Source organism: uncultured Tenacibaculum sp., assembly GCF_947502995.1.
GTDB lineage: Bacteria > Bacteroidota > Bacteroidia > Flavobacteriales > Flavobacteriaceae > Polaribacter.
In genome coordinates, this window is record NZ_CANNBW010000023.1 from 25,088 (window position 1) to 43,786 (window position 18,699).

The following is an 18,699-nucleotide window of genomic DNA, read 5'->3' on the forward strand; positions in this document are numbered from 1 at the left end:
TTTTATAAAACTTAAACAAAATAATTCAAATACATTTCTAACTATTTAAAAATAAAAAAACACTAAAATTTCTTAATTCTTATAAAAAAAGTGTTTATGTGATGTAAGAAATAAAAATTGTGTTAGTCATCAATTAATTATATACGTAATTTAGTAACAGATAAATACAGTATTCCCCCGATACATTAAGCAAATGCTTACTACTACCTTTGTCTAAAAAAGTAAGACTGTTTAGAATCTCTAAACAGTCTTATTTTCGTAAACTGTTATAACATAAAAAGAGTAATAAAGTGCAGATTGCCCCCAATACACATCTTTATTAAAATAGACCTCTACTTAAACTAACTAACCTGAAAGTTTAGTTATAACTATCTGAAAGTTACAAAGTTAACAAATTTTAACAATATATATATATTTTCTGATACTTTTTACAACTGTAAAAGTCTAAAAATCAAAAAAGTATCAGAAATCAATTAAATTTCGAATATTTTTTTTAACTTTAAGAAAACCTTTTTCATTGAAGACTAAACAGATACATATTAATTCAATACCACAGTTTTTAAAAACTCTAAACCTAAATAGAGTTTGTAATCCTTTAGTAACGATTATAAATTCAAATGAAATTGATAATATTAAATTTGCGTCTGAAAACAATAACTACACTTTTGATTTTTTCACTATATCTTTAAAAGATAATGCTTCTAGCTACTTTTTTGGAAAACATGACTTTAATTTTAATAAAGGAAAATTAGCATTTACTAAACCTAATCAGACTTTAAGTGTTTCAAATACTGAAGAATTAAATGATCATAAAGGCTGGATTTTAGCATTTCATAATGACTTGTTGAAAAACTCTCCTTTACAAGAAAAAATTTCAAATTATCGTTTTTTTAGTTATGATATTAATGAAGGACTAGATTTATCTGAGAAGGAACAAGATAGTATTACCGATTGTATTAACTTCATTAAAAACGAAATTAGTAAAGAATCAGATAATCATACAAATATTGTTATATCTTCTGTTTTAGAAGTTTTATTAAATCTTTGTAACAGGATTTATGAAAGACAGTTTAAAGAAAAAGCTTTACAAAATAATCATGTAATTTCTAAGGTTGACGCATTTTTAAAGTTTTATTATGATAACAATTTATTTGCAGAAAAAGGTATTCCTAGTGTTCAACAAATAGCAAATTACGTTAAGTTATCACCAAATTATCTTTCTATTACACTCAAGAAAGAATCAGGTAAAAACACAAAAGATTATATAAATTACTTTATTTTAGAAAAATCTAAAAGTTTACTTATTCATAAACAAGAATATTCTATAAATGAATTATCCTATAAATTAGGATTTAATTACCCTCATTATTTTAGCCGCTTTTTTAAATCCAAAATTGGTAAAACTCCACATCAATACCGAAAAGAAAAATCTTTATAACTAATCTGTTTATTTTTTAATAATTAGTGTTTTTAATTTTAAAGTTTTATATTCATCTTTGTTAGATGATTAATGAAAGATTATGAGTGGCAAAACCTCTATAATCAGAACGATATCGGAATTCCATCAGATATTTAACCTGTCCAAACCTAAGCACCCGTCAATTAGTCTTATCGAAATCGATGAACTAAAAAATAACATTAATGAGAGTCATGCTAATATAGAAATGGATTTATTTGTCATTTCTATGAAGGATGGTAGTTGCGGGCATTTATTTGGCAGAAAAAGTTATGACTTTGCAGAAAGTATTATGTCTTTTACAGAACCTAGCTTAATGTTTGCTAAGGTTGATGAAAATTGTCTTGCTGCTACTTCTGGTTGGTTTTTAATATTTAGTATCGATTTACTTAAAAACACCATCTTATTTGACAAAATAGATACTTACAATTTTTTCTTTTATAAAAACTCAGAATCTTTACATTTATCAGGATCTGAACAACAATTAATATTGAACTGTGTTGGATTAATTGTAAATGAGATTAATGCTAGAATTGATAATCATAGTAATAACGTTATCATATCTACACTTAGTCTTTTATTAAATTTATGTTCAAGATTTTATGATAGACAATTTGTTTCTCGTTCAATTTCTAATAAAGAAACTTTAAATAGTATTAATTTCATTCTAGAAGATTATTACAGTAAAAATAAATTCAAAGAAATTGGTATACCAAAAAACGAATTCATTGCAGAAGAACTTGGTTTATCTGAAAACTACATCAATGATTTATTATTCAAAGAAATTAAAAGAAATATTAAAAACCATGTGCTAGATTTCACTATAGAAAAAGCTAAAGTTTTACTAATAAAAAGTGAAAACTCTATAGAGTTAATTTCAAAAGAACTTGGATTTAAATTCTTTAACTACTTTGAACGTACATTTAAACTAAACACAGGAATGTCTCCTCTTGAATTTAGACAATTATTTAAATAAACTTATTTATTTTTCAAAGGTGTAATATCAATATGACTTCCAACCATTCTTATTGGTTCTCCATTATTTCCCCATTCAATTACTTTTCCTCTACAATACACCCATACAATTGATCCATTTTTATGATAATATCTTACCTCATTGTCATATGGTATTTCTCCCTTAGAACTTACATGTTTTTCAAATATCTCAAGAACTCCAGATAAATCATCTGGATGAATTTGTTTTTGCCACCAATCAGGTTTATTAGGTACCTCATGATCTTCAAATCCTAACATATTTTTTAATCTTGGACTCATATATTCATAATCCTCTTGTATATACCAATCCCAATATCCCGCTAAAGATTCTTCTAAAATATTATGATATGCATTATTCAACTTAAAAGTTTCTTCTGCTTCTTTAATTTTTGTGATATCTATATGACTACCAACAACTCTTAACGGCTCATCATTATCATTCCATTCAATAACATTTCCAGTAAAATAAATCCACATCAAAGAGCCGTCTTTATGATAATATCTCACTTCTTTTGCATACGGTATTTTTCCTTTTGATTTTATATGTTCGTTAAATAAACTTAGTACTTCAGGTATATCTTCTGGGTGCATTTGCTGTTTCCACCAATCAGGAGAGTTTGATACCTCGCCTTCAGTAAAACCAAACATTGCTTTAAAAGCTGGACTATAATATTCATAATTTTCTTTAACATGCCAATCCCAATACCCAACAAGATTCCCCTCTATTATACTAGTGTACATCTTATTGGTTTCTGAAAGCTTTCTTTCTGCTTCTTTAATATTAGTAATTTCTACATGACTTCCAACTAATCGAACTGCTTCTCCATTTTCGTCCCATTCAATAACTCTTCCTTTACATCGAACCCATACAATAGATCCATCTTTATGATAATACCTAACTTCGTTTAAGAATGGAACTTCTCCTTTTGTTGCTATATGATCTTCAGCACTTTGTAAAACTCTTCCAAGATCATCTGGATGAATTTGTTGCTGCCACCAACTTGGTTCATTTGGCACTTCGTGATCTTCAAAACCAAACATTGATTTAAATGTAGGACTATAAAAAACTTTATCTTCTTGGATGTACCAATCCCAATATCCTGCTAATGTTGCTTCAATAATATTATTATACATAATATTACTTTCAAACAACTTCTGTTCTGCTTCTTTTATTTTTGTAATTTCTACATGACTTCCTATAACTCTTAACGGCTCTCCGTTTTCATCCCATTCTATAACTTTACCGTTACAATACACCCAAACAATAGATCCGTTTTTATGAAAGTACCTTGCTTCATTTGTAAACGGAATTTTCCCTTTTGATTTTATATGTTCTTCTACAATATCGTAGGCTTGTTTAACATCGTCTGGATGCATTTGTTGTGCCCACCAATCAGGAGAATTCGGAACCTCATGATCTTCAAAACCAAACATTGCTTTAAAAGAAGCACTGTAATAGGTATAATTTTCTTTAACTCTCCAATCCCAATATCCTGCAAGAGTAGTTTCTAAAATAATGTTGTACATTATATTAGACTCATTCAGTTTATGTTCTACTTCTTTAAGGTTGGTAATATCTGTTCCAACACCAATATGTTTAACTTTATCACTTCCTTTTATTTTCTCGAATATTGTTTCCTTTGACAAAAACCAACGATACTTACCATCTTTATGCTTTGCTCTATACTCAAAATCGAGAATTTCATTATCTTTTGATTCACTTATTGCCCGATGATGTTTTTCCATTCTAATCATATCATTAGGATGAATTATTTCAGTCATCAAATCACTTCCTAAAGTTTCAATATCACTTTTACTGTATCCTAAAACTTTAGCAATTTCCTGATTTACATACTCATTTTCCTGGGTTTCTTGATTATAAATGTATGTTATCCCTGGCATTACATCTGTAATTTTCGATAAAAAGTTAGACTTTTCTAATAATTCATTTTCAGTATTTTTCACATGAGTAATATCGGTAGCAACTCCAATAATTTTCATTTTTCCTGAAGGAAGTCTTTCGAAAATTGTTTCTTTAGAAAGTAACCAAATATAATTTCCGTTTTTATGTCTTACACGATACTCAATATCGTGAGTTATGTTATCTGCTGAAGTTTGAATTTTCTGTAAGTTGCCAAAAACTTTTTCTATATCATCCGGATGTACAATATCTACTAAGAAAGTATCACCAAATTCTTTCACTTCTTCTTTGGTATACCCTAAAACTGAAGCAATGTCTCTATTTGCATATTCATTCATATTCGTTTCATGATTATACACATAAATTAGACCAGGCAGTAAACTGGTTAGTTCGGTTAAAAACTTACCTTTGTTTAATAATTCTAACTCTGTATTCTTCTGCGTATTAATATCTACAAAAGAAACTACAACACCTTTTATTTTGTTCTGCTCACTTAAAAAAGGATTGATTCTTTTTAGATACCAAGAATCATTTAAGAGTTGAACTTCTTGTTCATGAATTTTTCCTGTATTTATTACTTTAGTTATGCTTTGAAGTAAGCAATTCTGATGCTCTTCTTTTAAGTTTGTTTTAAATTTTACAATTGATCTTCCGACATCAGAATTATCAATGTTAATAAACTTTTTTAATGATGGTGAAAATCTGCGTATAATTAAGTTTTCATCTAAAAATAAAACTCCTATATCAACAGACAAGATTAGATTTTCTAAATCGTCATTTAATTGAACTAATTCTAATATTTTATCTTGATATTCTGCATTTACAGTATGTAATTCTTCGTTAACACTTTGTAACTCTTCATTGGTTGTTTGTAATTCTTCATTAGAAGCTAACAACTCTTCATTTGCAGATTGTAATTCTTCATTAGAAACTTCAATTTCATCAACTTTTGATTGTAGATTTATTTTAGTATCTCTAAGTTCTTCTTCTAAAGAACTAATTTTATTGTAATTAAAATTATCCGTGTCTGCACCATGAGATTCTATATTACAATATGTTTGCTCTTTTTTGAAAATAATTAAGTATAATTTTCGATAATTAGATAAACTCTCCACAGGTGATACAAGAATACTCACAACATTCTTCTTATCATCTTTTTCGAAGGTGATATTGTCGTATCTTACTTTTTCATTTTTTTGCTCAACACTAACTAAAGCCGTACTTAAAGCTAAGGACAATTCTTTAGGTAACATTTTTAAAATATCAAACGAACGGAATTTGTTTTCTGGTAACTCTATAAATTCTTTAAAATTTCCATCTGCACTAACCAATTCGTAGTTATTATCAATACAAATACTTGAAGCAGAAAATTCTTCGAGTAAAAGACCTGATAAACTCTCCGACAACTTTTGATCTATTGTTCGCTGCTTATTTTGATTATATGTTTTTTTTGTTGAGTCTATATTTGATTTCTTATAAATTCTAGGAGAAAAATCTGAACCTGTATACGCTTTAATATTTTGATATATATTCCATTTTCTAGATAACACATTAAATGACTTAGATAATTCTCCTAAAGTTTCACTTGGGCCTAAAAATAAAAACTTATTAAATCCTGTTGCATAATGTAAATCTGACAATAATTTTTGTTGCAAATTAGGCTGAAGATAAATCAGTAGATTTCTACATATCGTTAAATCCATATTATTAAATGGAGGATCTTGTGCAGTATTATGCAATGAAAAAATAATGCTTTGTCTAATTTTCGGTGAAATCACATAAGAATCTCCCTCTTTTTGAAAATACTTTTCTAAAAGATCTGGACAAACATCACCAACTATACTTTCAGAAAAAACACCTCTATTTGCTTTGTTTATAGCATCTGCATCTAAGTCAGTGCCAAATATTTTTATATCTCTTTTTATATTATGCTTCTCCTTGTATTCGTTCAAAAGAATAGCTAATGAATATGCTTCTTCACCTGAAGAACAACCAACACTCCAAACCTTAACTGGCTCGTTATTTTCTTTAGATTCAAATATTTTTGGGATTACTTCGTCATTGATAAAAGTAAAAGCTTCTTTATCTCTAAAAAACTTTGTGACTCCAATCAAAAACTCTTTGTGTAATATTTCAGCTTCATAATCGTGTTCATGTAAATAATTTAAATATTCTCCTACTGTTTTTGTTTTTGTAACACTCATTCTACGAGTGATTCTTCTATTAAGTGTAGGTCTTTTGTATTCCGAGAAATCTATTCCTGTTTTATTGTGTACTAAACGAAGTATTCCTTTTAAAATATCATCACTTAATATCGAATCTTTATCTTTTTCCTCTTCTATAGCATTTGCATGTTCTATAAAACTTATTAATTCAGCAGGAATCTCGGATATCGGTAATATAGCATCTACAAACCCTGAACCAATAGCGTTTTTTGGCATTCCATCGAATTTTGCTTCTTCTGGATCTTGGACAATAACCATACCTCCAAATTCTTTTATTTTTCGAATTCCTCTAGTTCCATCAGATCCTGTCCCTGATAAAATGATCGCTATGGCTTGTTCCTTTTGTTCAACTGCTAATGATTTAAAAAAGATATCTATAGGTAAGTTTAAAATATTTTTTTCAGGTCGGTCTGTAAGAATTAAACTATCTCCTTCGATAGTCATATTTTTCTTTGGTGGTAATAAATAAATGTTTCCTGGCTGAATTTTAACACCAGATTCTACTTCTTGAATTGGTAAACTTGTGTTCTTTACTAGCAGTTCGGCCATCAAACTCTTATAATCTGGAGATAAATGTTGTATGATTATAAAAACATGATTAAAATCTTCTGGTACATTATTAAAAAAGGTTTTTAATACCTCTAATCCTCCAGCTGAAGTTCCAATACCAATTACACGGTAATCTTTTATCATTAAAGTAAGTTTAGTCCAGTGATTAATATAGCATATCTAAAGTTAATTTCAAAGCAAAACAAAGGGTATTTTACCTGATTTCAACCTGTTAACTCATAAGTTTTGAAAAACACATTAAAAGAAAGCTTGTACAAACTAGAAAAAAACAACAATTTAAAAAGCTCAAATTTTGATCAAATTTGAGCTCTTAGAGTTTATTTTTATAAATAAATAACTATGATATTTTATATTATTCTAACAACTTATGTAGTTGAGCATATAGTAACAACATAATTGATCTAGCGTCTTTGATTTCCTTATTTTCAATCATCAGAAGCACTTTAGAAAATGATAATTCTAACACTTCTATTTCTTCACCTTCTTCCTCTACTCCACCTCCTGAATCTACCTTCATATCTTCTGTATATTCTGCCACATACATATAAGATTTTTCAGTTGTAGCGCCAGGAGAAATATACGTTTCAAAAACTCTTTTTACTTCTTTAATTTCGTATCCAACCTCTTCTTTTACTTCCCGAATAACGCAATCATCAGGATTTTCATTATCGTCGATAGACCCTGCGCAAACTTCAATAGACATTCCTTCTTCAGAAGAGTTTTCATTGTAAACTGCCATACAAAACTGCTTCGTTAAGATTACAGTTCCTTTTTCTTTGTTATACAATAAAATACATGTTCCGCTTCCTCGATCATAAGTTTCTCTGGAGAGGTTTTTCCATTTTCCGTCTTTAAATAAAAAATCGAAGTTAACTTTATAAAGTGTTCTCCATTCATTAGACAAAATACTTCGTGTAATATTTTTGAGTCTATTTTTCATCGTAATTCAACCAACTAAAAGTTGATTTTATTTTTTACATTATTCTTTAATCTCTTTAATCAATTTTATATTTCCATCAATAGGAGCAATATTCACATGAGTGTCTTCTTTGGTTACATAAAATATATATAAACTATTTTTTCCTATAATTTTAACCTTCTTTTTCTCTCCGTCATCAAATACTATTTCATTTGAATATGTGTAATCGAAATTATTAATTCTGTCTTTAGTTTTCTGTCCAGTACCAAAACCTAAACCTAAATACATACAAGCTAAAGCAAACAATAAAAATGGAATTATTGAATACTTTCTATTTAAATTAGATAAAATCTTATCTATTTGTTCTTTCTTTTTTCCTTGTTGATATTTTTCTTTTTTAGCTAGTCTAGCATAGAATTTTTTCATCAATTCGAAATAGCCGACCATAACTATTAGAAGAATAACTGCAGTAACAAAAATTATCCATCGATCTGTTAAAATAGCAACCGGACTTAATAAAACATCTAAAACCGAAGTGTATTCGAAAATATTAATATTTAAAAAACCATAAAAAATAGTTTGATTGATAACTCCTAGGATTAACAAAAAAACATATCCAATAGACATATAATCTTGTACTCCGTATTTACTTGAGTTTATTTTATTTTCGTTAGAAATTTCCAAACCTATTATTTATCAAATTGTTTTCTAGCCTCTAATTCAATATTCATTTGATTTACTCGAGCATCTACTTTTCTCTTGAAATCAGTATCTGCAATAGTTGCCACATTATCTAAATAACGTACCACTTCTTGACGTCTAATTTCTGAGAAATCTAACCCTTTCATATTAGTTTTCATTAACTCTTTTAACATATTAAATTTCGTTTCATAATCCTTTCTAAAATATACCTCTGGATTATCAAACCAATCTTGTTCTAAATCAAAATCTGTTAAACGTAATGAAATTGCAGATTGAATATTTCTAACGTCTCTAGAAGAAAAGAATGGAAATACTTTTTGAATTTCTTTATATAAACTTGCAAAAAACATATGTTGATTTGTACCATATTGTTTTTCTACACGATCGTAAACTTCATGAACACGAGCTTCTGTAGGTTTTTCTATACTATTTAACACATCTCCCATGGTTTTCACAAAACCTTGATCTCTCAAGTATTCATAACCAGAAGGACCTGTCATGTTTACAAATTCAGGCATTGTTTTCTCAAACTTTCTCCACCAAATATGATCTTGGTCTAAAAAGTCATTTTCTGTTCTTGCGCCATCAATTTTAAACCTTCCTTGTACACGAGAAATCACAGCTTTATCTAGCATTTCTGGTAGATTTGTAAATAACCCAATCGAACTATTCCCATAATTAACCGCGTAAGCTCCTTCTGTATAACGTAAGAAAACACCTATAACTTCTTTTACACCAGCAGAAACTCCTTGTGCCGTTCGCTCTTGTAAATTATTTTCTGCATCATCAATTGGTGCAAAAATTAATTTCGTTGGGTCTTGCATTGGTTTCATCCACTCTACCATTTTTTCTGCAGAACCTCCTTGGAAAGTAGAGATTAATGTATCTGGCATTGGATGAAATAAGAACGGAATCTCTAAATTATCTGAATGCTCTTTTAATCGCGTAGCAATTGCTGCAATTAACATACTTTTTCCGGTACCTGGAATTCCGTATCCCATAAATACAGGCATAAAGCCACCCAATTCTTGGAATGGATTCTTCTGAGCATCAAAATCGTAACTTAACATACGTTCTGTTAAACGACGTGCAAAATGCTTTGCATCTTTATTTCCTACGATTTGCTCGAACTGAATTTTATTAAACTCAACACTTTTAGCTGTTCCGCTAAATGTATTTTCCCATCCTGAAACTGCAAAGTCAGAATTTTCTAATTTGTAAGTTCTGTCTGTAATTGTCTCAGTATATTCTAAACTGCTTTTTCTTAAATTGATTTCATCAATTAAAGCTTCAAAATAGACTACAGTAAAATCTATTACATCTTTATCTGACTTAATGATATCTGGATGTGATAAATATTTTTCATAATAAAACAGACAACATGAAATTCCTTTTAATGGTGTTAAAAAAGACACCTCCGGAATTCCAGCAAATTTCTGCTTCATCACAGACAAATCATCTGAAGCGTGTTCTTTTAAATCGTGTAGTATTTTATATGATGTAGCAAATAACTGAAAAGCTGTAGCAGTTTGCATTTTACTTTCAAACTCTCTTCTTCCATTTGCATCTAATGCAGATTTTCTTTCAGATAAACTTGATAAACCTGACGCATCTGTAAAACTATCTTTAATCCAAATTCCTAAAGTTAATCCTTCTTGAACTGCAAATAAAGTTTGATTTAAATACACAGGAATAGCAATTGAATCTGGTAATAATCTTTTCTTTAATGCTAATATAGTTTTAGAAACAGATGTTATTTCTGAACTTCCACTTCCTCCTTTTGCCTTCGATAAAAACAATAAAATTGATTCATCTTTAGCATCTTTATCTTTATTTTTTGCTCGTTGACTTTGTTCCCATTGAATACTTTTTAAATATCCACTTGCTTCATCGCGAAGCACATCTAATTCATTTTGTTTTATAGGGAAAGTTGAGTTGTGTTCCATTTTTCTTTAGTTGATTATTTTATTTTCTTTTTCTCTAAAATTTAATTCTTTCTTTATTTCCTTTATATTTTTGGAATCTTTGTAAATCATTGAGATGTATAGCATAGTAATTACAAACAAAGGTAAAAACACATCTCCTTTTAAATAGAAATAGACATAACCAAAACCTATATAAGAGATTATTAAAAGACCTAATTGAATTTTATAAGTCATTTTTCTATTTCTCAAAAGAGAACCTAATTCTTCAGTCGGTTTATCTGTAAGATCTTCTTTATTCATTTTTAAATCTTTTTCAAGTAGAATATAATTACATACTTATTTTTAAATCTGAAGTTTGAATCGGCTCTTTTGCCAACTTGTTTAACACCTCGGGAGTTTTACTATGTAATAATTGAATGATTCTGTGTGGTGCAAAGACGTATTTTCTACGATCAACTTCATTCCATTTTTGATAGGTTTGTTTTGAGAAAAAACCGCCTTCAGTAAATGTACTACCAGAAAAAACCTCATCAGTTTTAAATGATAAAGCATACGATTCTAATGGAATTTGTTTTTTAGCAATTCCTTCTAATATTGCATGTGTTATCTTATTTTCATCTTTAGCAAACACATTGTGAAGTGGTCCTAAATCTAATCGTTTGATATATTTCGGATGAATATCACCAAGTTTTCTATCGATATTATGAGCCATAGTGTCTAAGGCCATTTTTCTATCTGCAGTTTCTTTTAATACTTTATACAAAGGCTCTTTAAAATCATTTGACTTTTTTCCTTCATAATCAAAATACATAAAACAGATGTAAGGTCTGTTATCAGACACATCATAAAAACTCCAACTTGTAATATATTTTGCAGGACTATTTTCTGGTGCATTAATTACTTTTCCTTGCACAAATTTTTTGAAAATGTACTTAGGATTTACAGAATTATAATACACAATTGAAGCCGCTTGAAATAATCTTCTTCTCTTAATAGGCTCTTTCTTACGTAATAGCGTATCTAAAAATTCTTCTTTAATATCATCTACATTTTCAAGCTTACTTATATATTCATTTCTTAAATCTAAATCATTGTAGAGATACCTGAATTCTAAATAATTAGGAAAACCAGACTCTGTTAGATCTATTTTCATATTCTCTTCTTCATCATACATATATTTAATACGCATGGCTTCTATGGAATACAAGAATAAATCTGAATATTGTTTAAATATGGTTAATTCTTGATGACTACATAAATTCTGCTTTTGAATGTTCACTAAAAGTTCTTTCAGAACAAAGTCTAACATTTTATGGTAAAACACATATTGTTCTTTTGAATCTAATGTCGCAGAATCTAAAGGAGTTACAATCATATTCTATATTGTATTACTAAAAATCTTATAAATATTTTGGATAAAAAAAGCGGTAAAAGATTACCGCTTTAATATTTGTTACGATAATAAATCGTCATCACTTGTTTCTGGCTCTGGATCATTTGAAGGCTCATCTCCTCCTCCAGTTGGAGCAGTTCCGTCAGCTTTATAATAATCTTCAAACAATTCTTTCATGTCAATTCCGTAACGATCTGCAAAGTTCTTTTGAATCTCAGAATCTTTCTCTCTAATTTCTTGTAATGCTTCTGCATAAGAACTATATACACCTTGCATTACTTTTTCGTGTACAGGAATGTTATCCATCATTTCTTGACGAGCTTTAGCACTTGCTGTGTGCATAGCCGCTAAAGTTTCACCAATATGCTCATCTGTTTTAACACCTAAATGCTCTAAAATAGCAGCAAACTCTTGATCTGTTCTAGCTTTTAAAGCTACGATATAACCATCGTAATATTTTAAACGCTCTTCAGTATCTGACTTTAATTTTGCTCTATGTGTTTGTAAATTACTACGTAAAGATGTTAATACTTTAATTGTTAAGTTATGCTTATGCACAAAACTATCTTTACTCGCTGCTAAAGTAGTGTAAGCACTTTTTAAACCTTCTAATTCTTCTACTTTTTGCTCTAAAGATGTAACTTTACCAATAGCCTCTGAATATTCCGTTGACTGCTTATCTGCAATCTCTTCTAATTCTTGACGCGCTTGTTTTAATAAAGCATATTGCTCTTCTAACTGAGCTTCAACTTCTTTTTTCTTCTCTAAAGCTTTCGTATGATTTTTTGAAGCTTCTACAATAGCTGTTTGTAATTTCTCTTCAACCTCTTTGATTTCAATTTCACGGTTCTTTAAACGTGTTACTGCTGCTTGAGATTTATACGATAATTCACCTAATAAAGTTTGAACATCTGCACTTTCAATACGCTCTTGAAACTTAGCTTTGGCTTTATTATCTGCACTACTACGTGTTTTTTCAGCTTGTTTTAATTCTTCTTCAGCCTTTTGAATTTTACTTTTTCTTCCCCAAAGGTTATTCCACCAAGTATCTGGTTTATTTTGAGCATCCTCTAATTCAATTTTCGCTCTCTCTAATGCCTTTTGAGCATCGTCGATAATTTTTTGTTCTTCTGCGTTTAATGAAGAAAATTTTTCAAAAATAATACCTACTTCGTCTTGATAATCTGTTAAATCCTTAATCGCATCTAATAAAGTAGTTCTATCTTTTTCCGCCATATTTACAACATCATCTAATGTTGCATTTAATATTTTTTGACGTGTTTGCGGATCGTCTTCTTGAGCAAGCTTAGACTTCATACTATCTATAGCTTTCCCCCAGTTCACATCTACTTTTTCAGTTCTCTCGCTAGAATTTGTTTCTAGTAAATCAAAATCATCAGACATTTCGTGTAAGTTTTTTTAGTTGTACAATTTTTAAAGTTAGCAATTTCGTTAAAAAAAATTATTTCAAGAAATAATTATTCAACAATTATAAGTATCGTTTTTACTTAAAATGTTACAATAATTCTATAAAAAAAGAAAAGCTACCTAAAAAATTAAGTAGCTTTTCACTTCAAACTAGAAATTTATGTAAACAAACAACTCTCTAAAACTCAAAAAAAGTTTCAGCGTTAATTTTAAATATTTACTGAAGTTTCTTCTAAAACTGCTTCAGTACTTTTCACTTCAAATTGATTTGATGTATTCTTCTCTCCTCCTGCTTTTAGCGCATTATCTCCTGAGAAGAATGTTTTATGATCGTCACCTAAATCAGAACCTGCCATTCTTTGGTGCTTCACACAAGAAACTCCTTTTCTAATTTCTTGTCTTTGTACACCTTTCACATAAGCTAACATTCCTTCTTCACCGAAGTAACCTTCAGTTAAATCATTCATATGTAAAGCAGTTGTATGATATGTTGGTAACGTAATTAAGTGGTGGAAGATTCCAGCTTCTTTAGAACCATCTTGTTGGAAAGTTCTAATTTTCTCATCTGCACGATTAGATAGTTCAGTTCCATCATAAACCACATCCATTAAATTAGCTCTATCGTATGCAGATACATCTTCTCCAGCTTCTACCATAGCATCGTAAACTTGCGTACGGAAGTTTAATGTCCAGTTAAATGAAGGTGAATTGTTATATACTAATTTTGCATTTGGAATTACTTCTCTAACTCTATTTACCATTGCAGCAATCTGACCTACGTGTGGCGTTGGAGTTTCAATCCATAATAAATCTGCTCCATTTTGTAAACTTGTAATACAATCTAAAACAACTCTATCAATATTTGTCCCTTCTCTGAACTTATATAATCCGTTTGCTAATCTTACAGGACGAACTAATTTCCCATCTCTTTTTAATAATACTTCGTTGTTAGAAACCTCATCGATAGAAACCTCTTCACACTCTACGAAATCTAAATATTGAGAAGCTAAATCTCCTGGCTCTTGACTTACTGGTAATTTTTGAGTTAAACCAGCTCCTTCAGAGTCTGTTCTCGCTACGATAACTCCATCTTCAACACCTAATTCTAGAAACGCGTAACGAACTGCATTTAATTTTGCCACGAAATCTTCGTGTGGTACAGTTACTTTTCCATCTTGGTGACCACATTGTTTTGCATCAGAAACCTGATTTTCGATCTGAATAGCACAAGCACCAGCTTGAATCATTTTCTTAGCTAATAAATAAGTCGCTTCTTCGTTTCCGAAACCAGCATCAATATCAGCAATAATTGGCACCACGTGAGTTTCAAAATTATCGATTTGACCTTGTACATCTTCTCCAGCTTCTAACCTTCTGAATAAATCATTTAATTCGATAGCATCTGCTTGACGTAAGAAGTCATAAATCTCTTCTATTAATCCAGGTACAGCTGTTTTTTCATGCATTGACTGATCAGGTAACGGTCCGAATTCAGAACGTAACGCAGCTACCATCCAACCAGATAAGTATAAATATCTTTTACTAGTAGTTTTGTAATGTTTCTTTACTGAAATCATTTTTTGCTGAGCTACAAATCCGTGCCAGCATCCTAATGATTGTGTGTAATTAACAGGATCAGCATCATAAGCATCCATATCTTCTCTCATGATAGAAGCGGTGTACTTAGCAATATCTAAACCAGTTTTAAAACGATTTTGAGTTGCCATTCTTGCTGCATTTTCAGGACTAATAGCACTCCATGAATTCCCGAATTTTTCCTTTAAAGTTCTTACAGTTTCTAAAGCTGAACTATAACTTCCTTGTGCTAAATTTTTCATAATATTGTATTTCGCTATTGAGTTATTTAATTTATTAATGACTCGCCCTTTAAATGTTGCCGCATTTTTAGGGCTTTTTTTATTTTTAATTATATGTATTGGTACGCTGGTAAGGTTAAAAACTCTTCAAAGTCTTCTGACAACACTAAGTCATCGAACAATTGAATTGCTAATTCAAATCTTCTAGAATTAAAAGCTGCTTCACCAACTAAATCTTTAATTTTTTCTATCTCTTGAACTTTAAACTCGTTGTACATTTCTATATCGAAAGCTCTTTCATCTTCTAATCGAACTCCTTTGTGTAGCCATTGCCAAATTTGTGTTCTTGAAATTTCTGCAGTTGCTGCATCCTCCATTAAGTTATATAATGCTGCTGCTCCATTTCCTGACAACCAACTTTCGATATACAAAATACCCACATTGATATTCTCACGAATTCCTTTTTCAGTTACAGTTCCTGTTGGTAATTCCACTAACTCTTCTTCTGTAACCACTAAATCTTCACGCTTGTTATCAATTTGATTTGGAGTTGGCATGTATTCATTGAAAACATCCATAGCTACTTTTACTAAAGCTGGATGCGCAACCCAAGTTCCATCGTGACCATTTTTCACTTCTTGAAGTTTATCTCGCTCTACTTTTGCATAAGCTGCATTGTTTGCTTCCTCATTATTTTTAACAGGAATTTGCGCTGCCATTCCTCCCATTGCATGAACTCTTCTTACATGACAACGTTGAACTACGCGTTGAGAATATGCTTTCATAAATGGCGAGCTCATTGTTACTTGAGCACGATCTGGAACTAAAAACCCTTCATGATTTCTAAACTTCTTTATATAAGAGAAGATGTAATCCCATCGACCACAATTAAGCCCAGCCATATGATCTTTTAATTCGTATATAATTTCATCTAATTGAAAACTTGCTGTAATTGTTTCAACAAGAACTGTAGCTTTAATAGTATCTTGAGCAATACCTAAATAATCTTGCGCAAAAACAAATACTTCATTCCACCAACGAGCTTCTAAATAATGTTCTAATTTTGGCAAATAAAAATAAGTTGCAGATCCTTTTTCTTGTAATACTTTAATATTATGAAAGAAATATAATCCGAAATCAACTAAAGAACCCGACATCTCCTCTCCATCAACTACAAAATGTCTTTCATTTAAATGTAAACCTCTAGGTCTTACTAATAATAATGCTGTTTCTTCATTCAACTGATACGTTTTATCTTTCTTTTCGTTGTAGAACGAAATCGTTTTCGTATTAGCATCAAATAAATTTTGTTGACCATTTAGTATATTAGAAATTGTTGGAGCATTACTATCTTCAAAATCTGCCATAAAAGTTTTAGCACCAGAATTTAAAGCATTAATCACCATTTTTCTATCAACTGGACCTGTAATCTCAACTCTTCTATCTAGTAAATCTTGAGGCAAAGGTTTACAAACCCAATCTGAATTTCTTATTGAAGCTGTTTCTTCTGGAAACGAAGGAAAATTTCCTTCATCAAAATACGCTTGCATCTTGACTCTTTCCTTTAGCAACTCCAATCTTTTAGCATTAAACCTATTGTGTAACTCGACTAAAAAAACTTTAGCTTCTGGAGTTAAAATTGATTGATAAGACTGTTCTTCAAATCCTTTGAATTGAATCTCATTTAACATTGCTTTTGTTTCCATTTTTCTTCTTTTTAAAAAACTACACTACAATGATATAAAATATTTTTGGTCTCCACAAGCGAACGTTCGCTAAATTTTAAAAAATTTTAATTTTTATAAGTTCGCTTTATTCTTTACATTTGATTTTATGATCATAGAAGACGAATATATTCGCCTAATTTTTGGGCTAAAACTTAAGCAAATACGAACAGAGAAAAACCTTTCTTTATTTGGCTTAGCTAAACTTACAGGGTTATCTAAATCGTATTTAAATGAAATAGAGAAAGGAAAAAAATATCCTAAAACAGATAAGATTGCAATTCTTTCGGATAGCTTAGAAGTTCCTTATGATCATTTGGTTTCTTTAAAGCTTGATAAAAACCTAGCTCCTATTGGAGAAATTTTACAGTCTAAAATTCTAAAGGAAATTCCGTTAGACTTATTCGGTATTCAAGAAAACAACTTAATAGATATTGTTGCTAATGCTCCTGCTAAAGTGAATGCTTTTATTAGTACAATAATTAAGATATCTCAGAATTATAATTTAACCCGAGAAAGTTTCTTCCTAGCTTCTTTACGTTCTTACCAGGAAGCTCACAATAATTATTTTGAAGATATTGAAGATAGTGTTGAGAAGTTTGCAAAATCGTATCACATAGATTTAACTAAAGAAATTACTTCTGCAGATTTAGAAGAAGTTTTAAAAGAAGAGTTCAATTATAAAATAGATACCGAAGAATTATCTAAACATAAAAACTTAACAGATTTACGTAACATATACATTCCTAAAAAGAATACTCTTTTATTAACTAATGAAATTTCTGAAGCTCAAAGAACTTTTATTCTTGCCAAAGAAATTGCCTATAACTTTTTAAAAATTGAAGATCGTTTGTATACTTTTCCTTGGATAAAATTTGAAAGTTTCGATCAGGTTTTAAATAATTTTATTGCTTCCTATTTTGCTGGAGCATTAATTATTCCAAAGAAAAAATTGATTCAACAATTAAAAGAATTATTCGATAAAGAAGATTGGAATCCACTACGATTACATAAAATCATTAAAAGTTATAATTGTTCAGACGAGACTTTTTATCAGCGTTTAACTAATATTTTACCAAAAGCTTTTAATATTAAAAACCTATTCTTTTTACGATTCACTTATAAAAAGGATGCTCCGAAATATCGTTTAAGTAAAGAATTACATATTACACAGCAACAATCACCACACGCAAATCGAAATCAAGAACACTATTGCAGAAGGTGGGTTTCCTTGAAAACCATTCAAAATTTTATCACTTCAGACCAACAAAAATCTGCATCAGGAATTCAAATTTCATCGTACCAAAATTCAAACAACGAATATTTAGTATTATCATCAGCTAACAAAGATCCTTTCAAAAAAGACATTTATAGGAGTATCAGTATCGGTATGCTTTTATCTCCACACTTGAAAAGAAAAGTAAACTTTTTAAAAGAAGATACTTTTGAAAAACAATTGGTAGGTGTCACCTGTGAATCTTGTGCTGTAAAAGACTGTAAAGAACGTGTATCTGAACCATGGATTTTAGAGAAAAGAGCACGATATAAAGAAATAGAAAACACAGTTAATAACATTATAAAATCCTATACTTAAGAGCTTAAAAAATCTGCATTGATTTTGTT

Annotated in this window: 12 protein-coding genes; 3 read left to right on the plus strand and 9 right to left on the minus strand. The window is 29.8% G+C overall.

The annotated features are described in order from the left end of the window. Positions 1 to 517 precede the first annotated feature (517 nt). Both Q1A46_RS17290 and Q1A46_RS17295 read left to right on the plus strand, forming a co-directional pair. Positions 518 to 1,438 carry an AraC family transcriptional regulator gene (locus Q1A46_RS17290; protein WP_299681843.1) on the plus strand — a complete coding sequence of 307 codons (921 nt, stop codon included), beginning with the start codon at positions 518 to 520 and terminating at the stop codon, positions 1,436 to 1,438. Between the two features lie 226 nt (positions 1,439 to 1,664). Further along, positions 1,665 to 2,432 (plus strand): AraC family transcriptional regulator, encoded by a 768-nt coding sequence (locus Q1A46_RS17295; protein ID WP_299681846.1) that lies wholly within the window; start codon positions 1,665 to 1,667, stop codon positions 2,430 to 2,432. Positions 2,433 to 2,434: 2 nt separating this feature from the next. Here Q1A46_RS17295 and Q1A46_RS17300 read toward each other — a convergent pair whose 3' ends face one another. The 9 genes from Q1A46_RS17300 to aceB all read right to left on the minus strand — a co-directional run bounded on the left by Q1A46_RS17300 (position 2,435) and on the right by aceB (position 17,058). Continuing rightward, positions 2,435 to 7,291: a PAS domain-containing protein gene (locus tag Q1A46_RS17300; protein ID WP_299681849.1), complete on the minus strand. Its 4,857-nt coding sequence runs from the start codon at positions 7,289 to 7,291 to the stop codon at positions 2,435 to 2,437. 229 nt (positions 7,292 to 7,520) lie between these two features. Beyond that, complete coding sequence (locus Q1A46_RS17305; protein ID WP_299681852.1) at positions 7,521 to 8,108, minus strand: NUDIX domain-containing protein; 588 nt, start codon at positions 8,106 to 8,108, stop codon at positions 7,521 to 7,523. 39 nt (positions 8,109 to 8,147) lie between these two features. Then, positions 8,148 to 8,771, minus strand: coding sequence for a hypothetical protein (locus Q1A46_RS17310; protein WP_299681853.1), 624 nt, complete (start codon positions 8,769 to 8,771; stop codon positions 8,148 to 8,150). A gap of 5 nt (positions 8,772 to 8,776) precedes the next feature. Continuing rightward, positions 8,777 to 10,735: an AAA family ATPase gene (locus tag Q1A46_RS17315; RefSeq protein ID WP_299681854.1), complete on the minus strand. Its 1,959-nt coding sequence runs from the start codon at positions 10,733 to 10,735 to the stop codon at positions 8,777 to 8,779. A gap of 6 nt (positions 10,736 to 10,741) precedes the next feature. After that, positions 10,742 to 11,014, minus strand: coding sequence for a hypothetical protein (locus Q1A46_RS17320; RefSeq protein ID WP_299681855.1), 273 nt, complete (start codon positions 11,012 to 11,014; stop codon positions 10,742 to 10,744). A 28-nt stretch (positions 11,015 to 11,042) separates the two neighbouring features. Continuing rightward, positions 11,043 to 12,089: a hypothetical protein gene (locus Q1A46_RS17325; protein WP_299681856.1), complete on the minus strand. Its 1,047-nt coding sequence runs from the start codon at positions 12,087 to 12,089 to the stop codon at positions 11,043 to 11,045. 78 nt (positions 12,090 to 12,167) lie between these two features. Then, a complete protein-coding gene (locus tag Q1A46_RS17330; protein ID WP_299681857.1) occupies positions 12,168 to 13,511 on the minus strand; it encodes a microtubule-binding protein in 1,344 nt (447 codons plus the stop codon). Between the two features lie 233 nt (positions 13,512 to 13,744). Beyond that, a complete protein-coding gene (locus Q1A46_RS17335) occupies positions 13,745 to 15,373 on the minus strand; it encodes an isocitrate lyase (protein WP_299681858.1) in 1,629 nt (542 codons plus the stop codon). A gap of 89 nt (positions 15,374 to 15,462) precedes the next feature. Further along, on the minus strand, positions 15,463 to 17,058 hold the full coding sequence (gene aceB, locus Q1A46_RS17340) for a malate synthase A (RefSeq protein WP_299681859.1): 1,596 nt from the start codon (positions 17,056 to 17,058) through the stop codon (positions 15,463 to 15,465). A gap of 127 nt (positions 17,059 to 17,185) precedes the next feature. On the opposite strand from aceB, the gene Q1A46_RS17345 reads away from it, so the two are divergent. Continuing rightward, the gene (locus Q1A46_RS17345) at positions 17,186 to 18,670 is read left to right on the plus strand and encodes a helix-turn-helix domain-containing protein (RefSeq protein ID WP_299681860.1); all 1,485 of its coding nucleotides are present in this window, start codon (positions 17,186 to 17,188) and stop codon (positions 18,668 to 18,670) included. The last annotated feature ends 29 nt before the right edge of the window (positions 18,671 to 18,699 follow it).

Coding starts and splice junctions, on each gene's coding strand:
- Q1A46_RS17345 (WP_299681860.1), top strand. CDS start 17,186: ATGATCATAGAAGACGAATATATTCGCCTAATTTTTGGGCTAAAACTT.
- Q1A46_RS17320 (WP_299681855.1), bottom strand. CDS start 11,014: ATGAATAAAGAAGATCTTACAGATAAACCGACTGAAGAATTAGGTTCT.
- Q1A46_RS17335 (WP_299681858.1), bottom strand. CDS start 15,373: ATGAAAAATTTAGCACAAGGAAGTTATAGTTCAGCTTTAGAAACTGTA.
- Q1A46_RS17330 (WP_299681857.1), bottom strand. CDS start 13,511: ATGTCTGATGATTTTGATTTACTAGAAACAAATTCTAGCGAGAGAACT.
- Q1A46_RS17315 (WP_299681854.1), bottom strand. CDS start 10,735: ATGGAACACAACTCAACTTTCCCTATAAAACAAAATGAATTAGATGTG.
- Q1A46_RS17305 (WP_299681852.1), bottom strand. CDS start 8,108: ATGAAAAATAGACTCAAAAATATTACACGAAGTATTTTGTCTAATGAA.
- Q1A46_RS17295 (WP_299681846.1), top strand. CDS start 1,665: ATGGATTTATTTGTCATTTCTATGAAGGATGGTAGTTGCGGGCATTTA.
- Q1A46_RS17325 (WP_299681856.1), bottom strand. CDS start 12,089: ATGATTGTAACTCCTTTAGATTCTGCGACATTAGATTCAAAAGAACAA.
- Q1A46_RS17300 (WP_299681849.1), bottom strand. CDS start 7,291: ATGATAAAAGATTACCGTGTAATTGGTATTGGAACTTCAGCTGGAGGA.
- aceB (WP_299681859.1), bottom strand. CDS start 17,058: ATGGAAACAAAAGCAATGTTAAATGAGATTCAATTCAAAGGATTTGAA.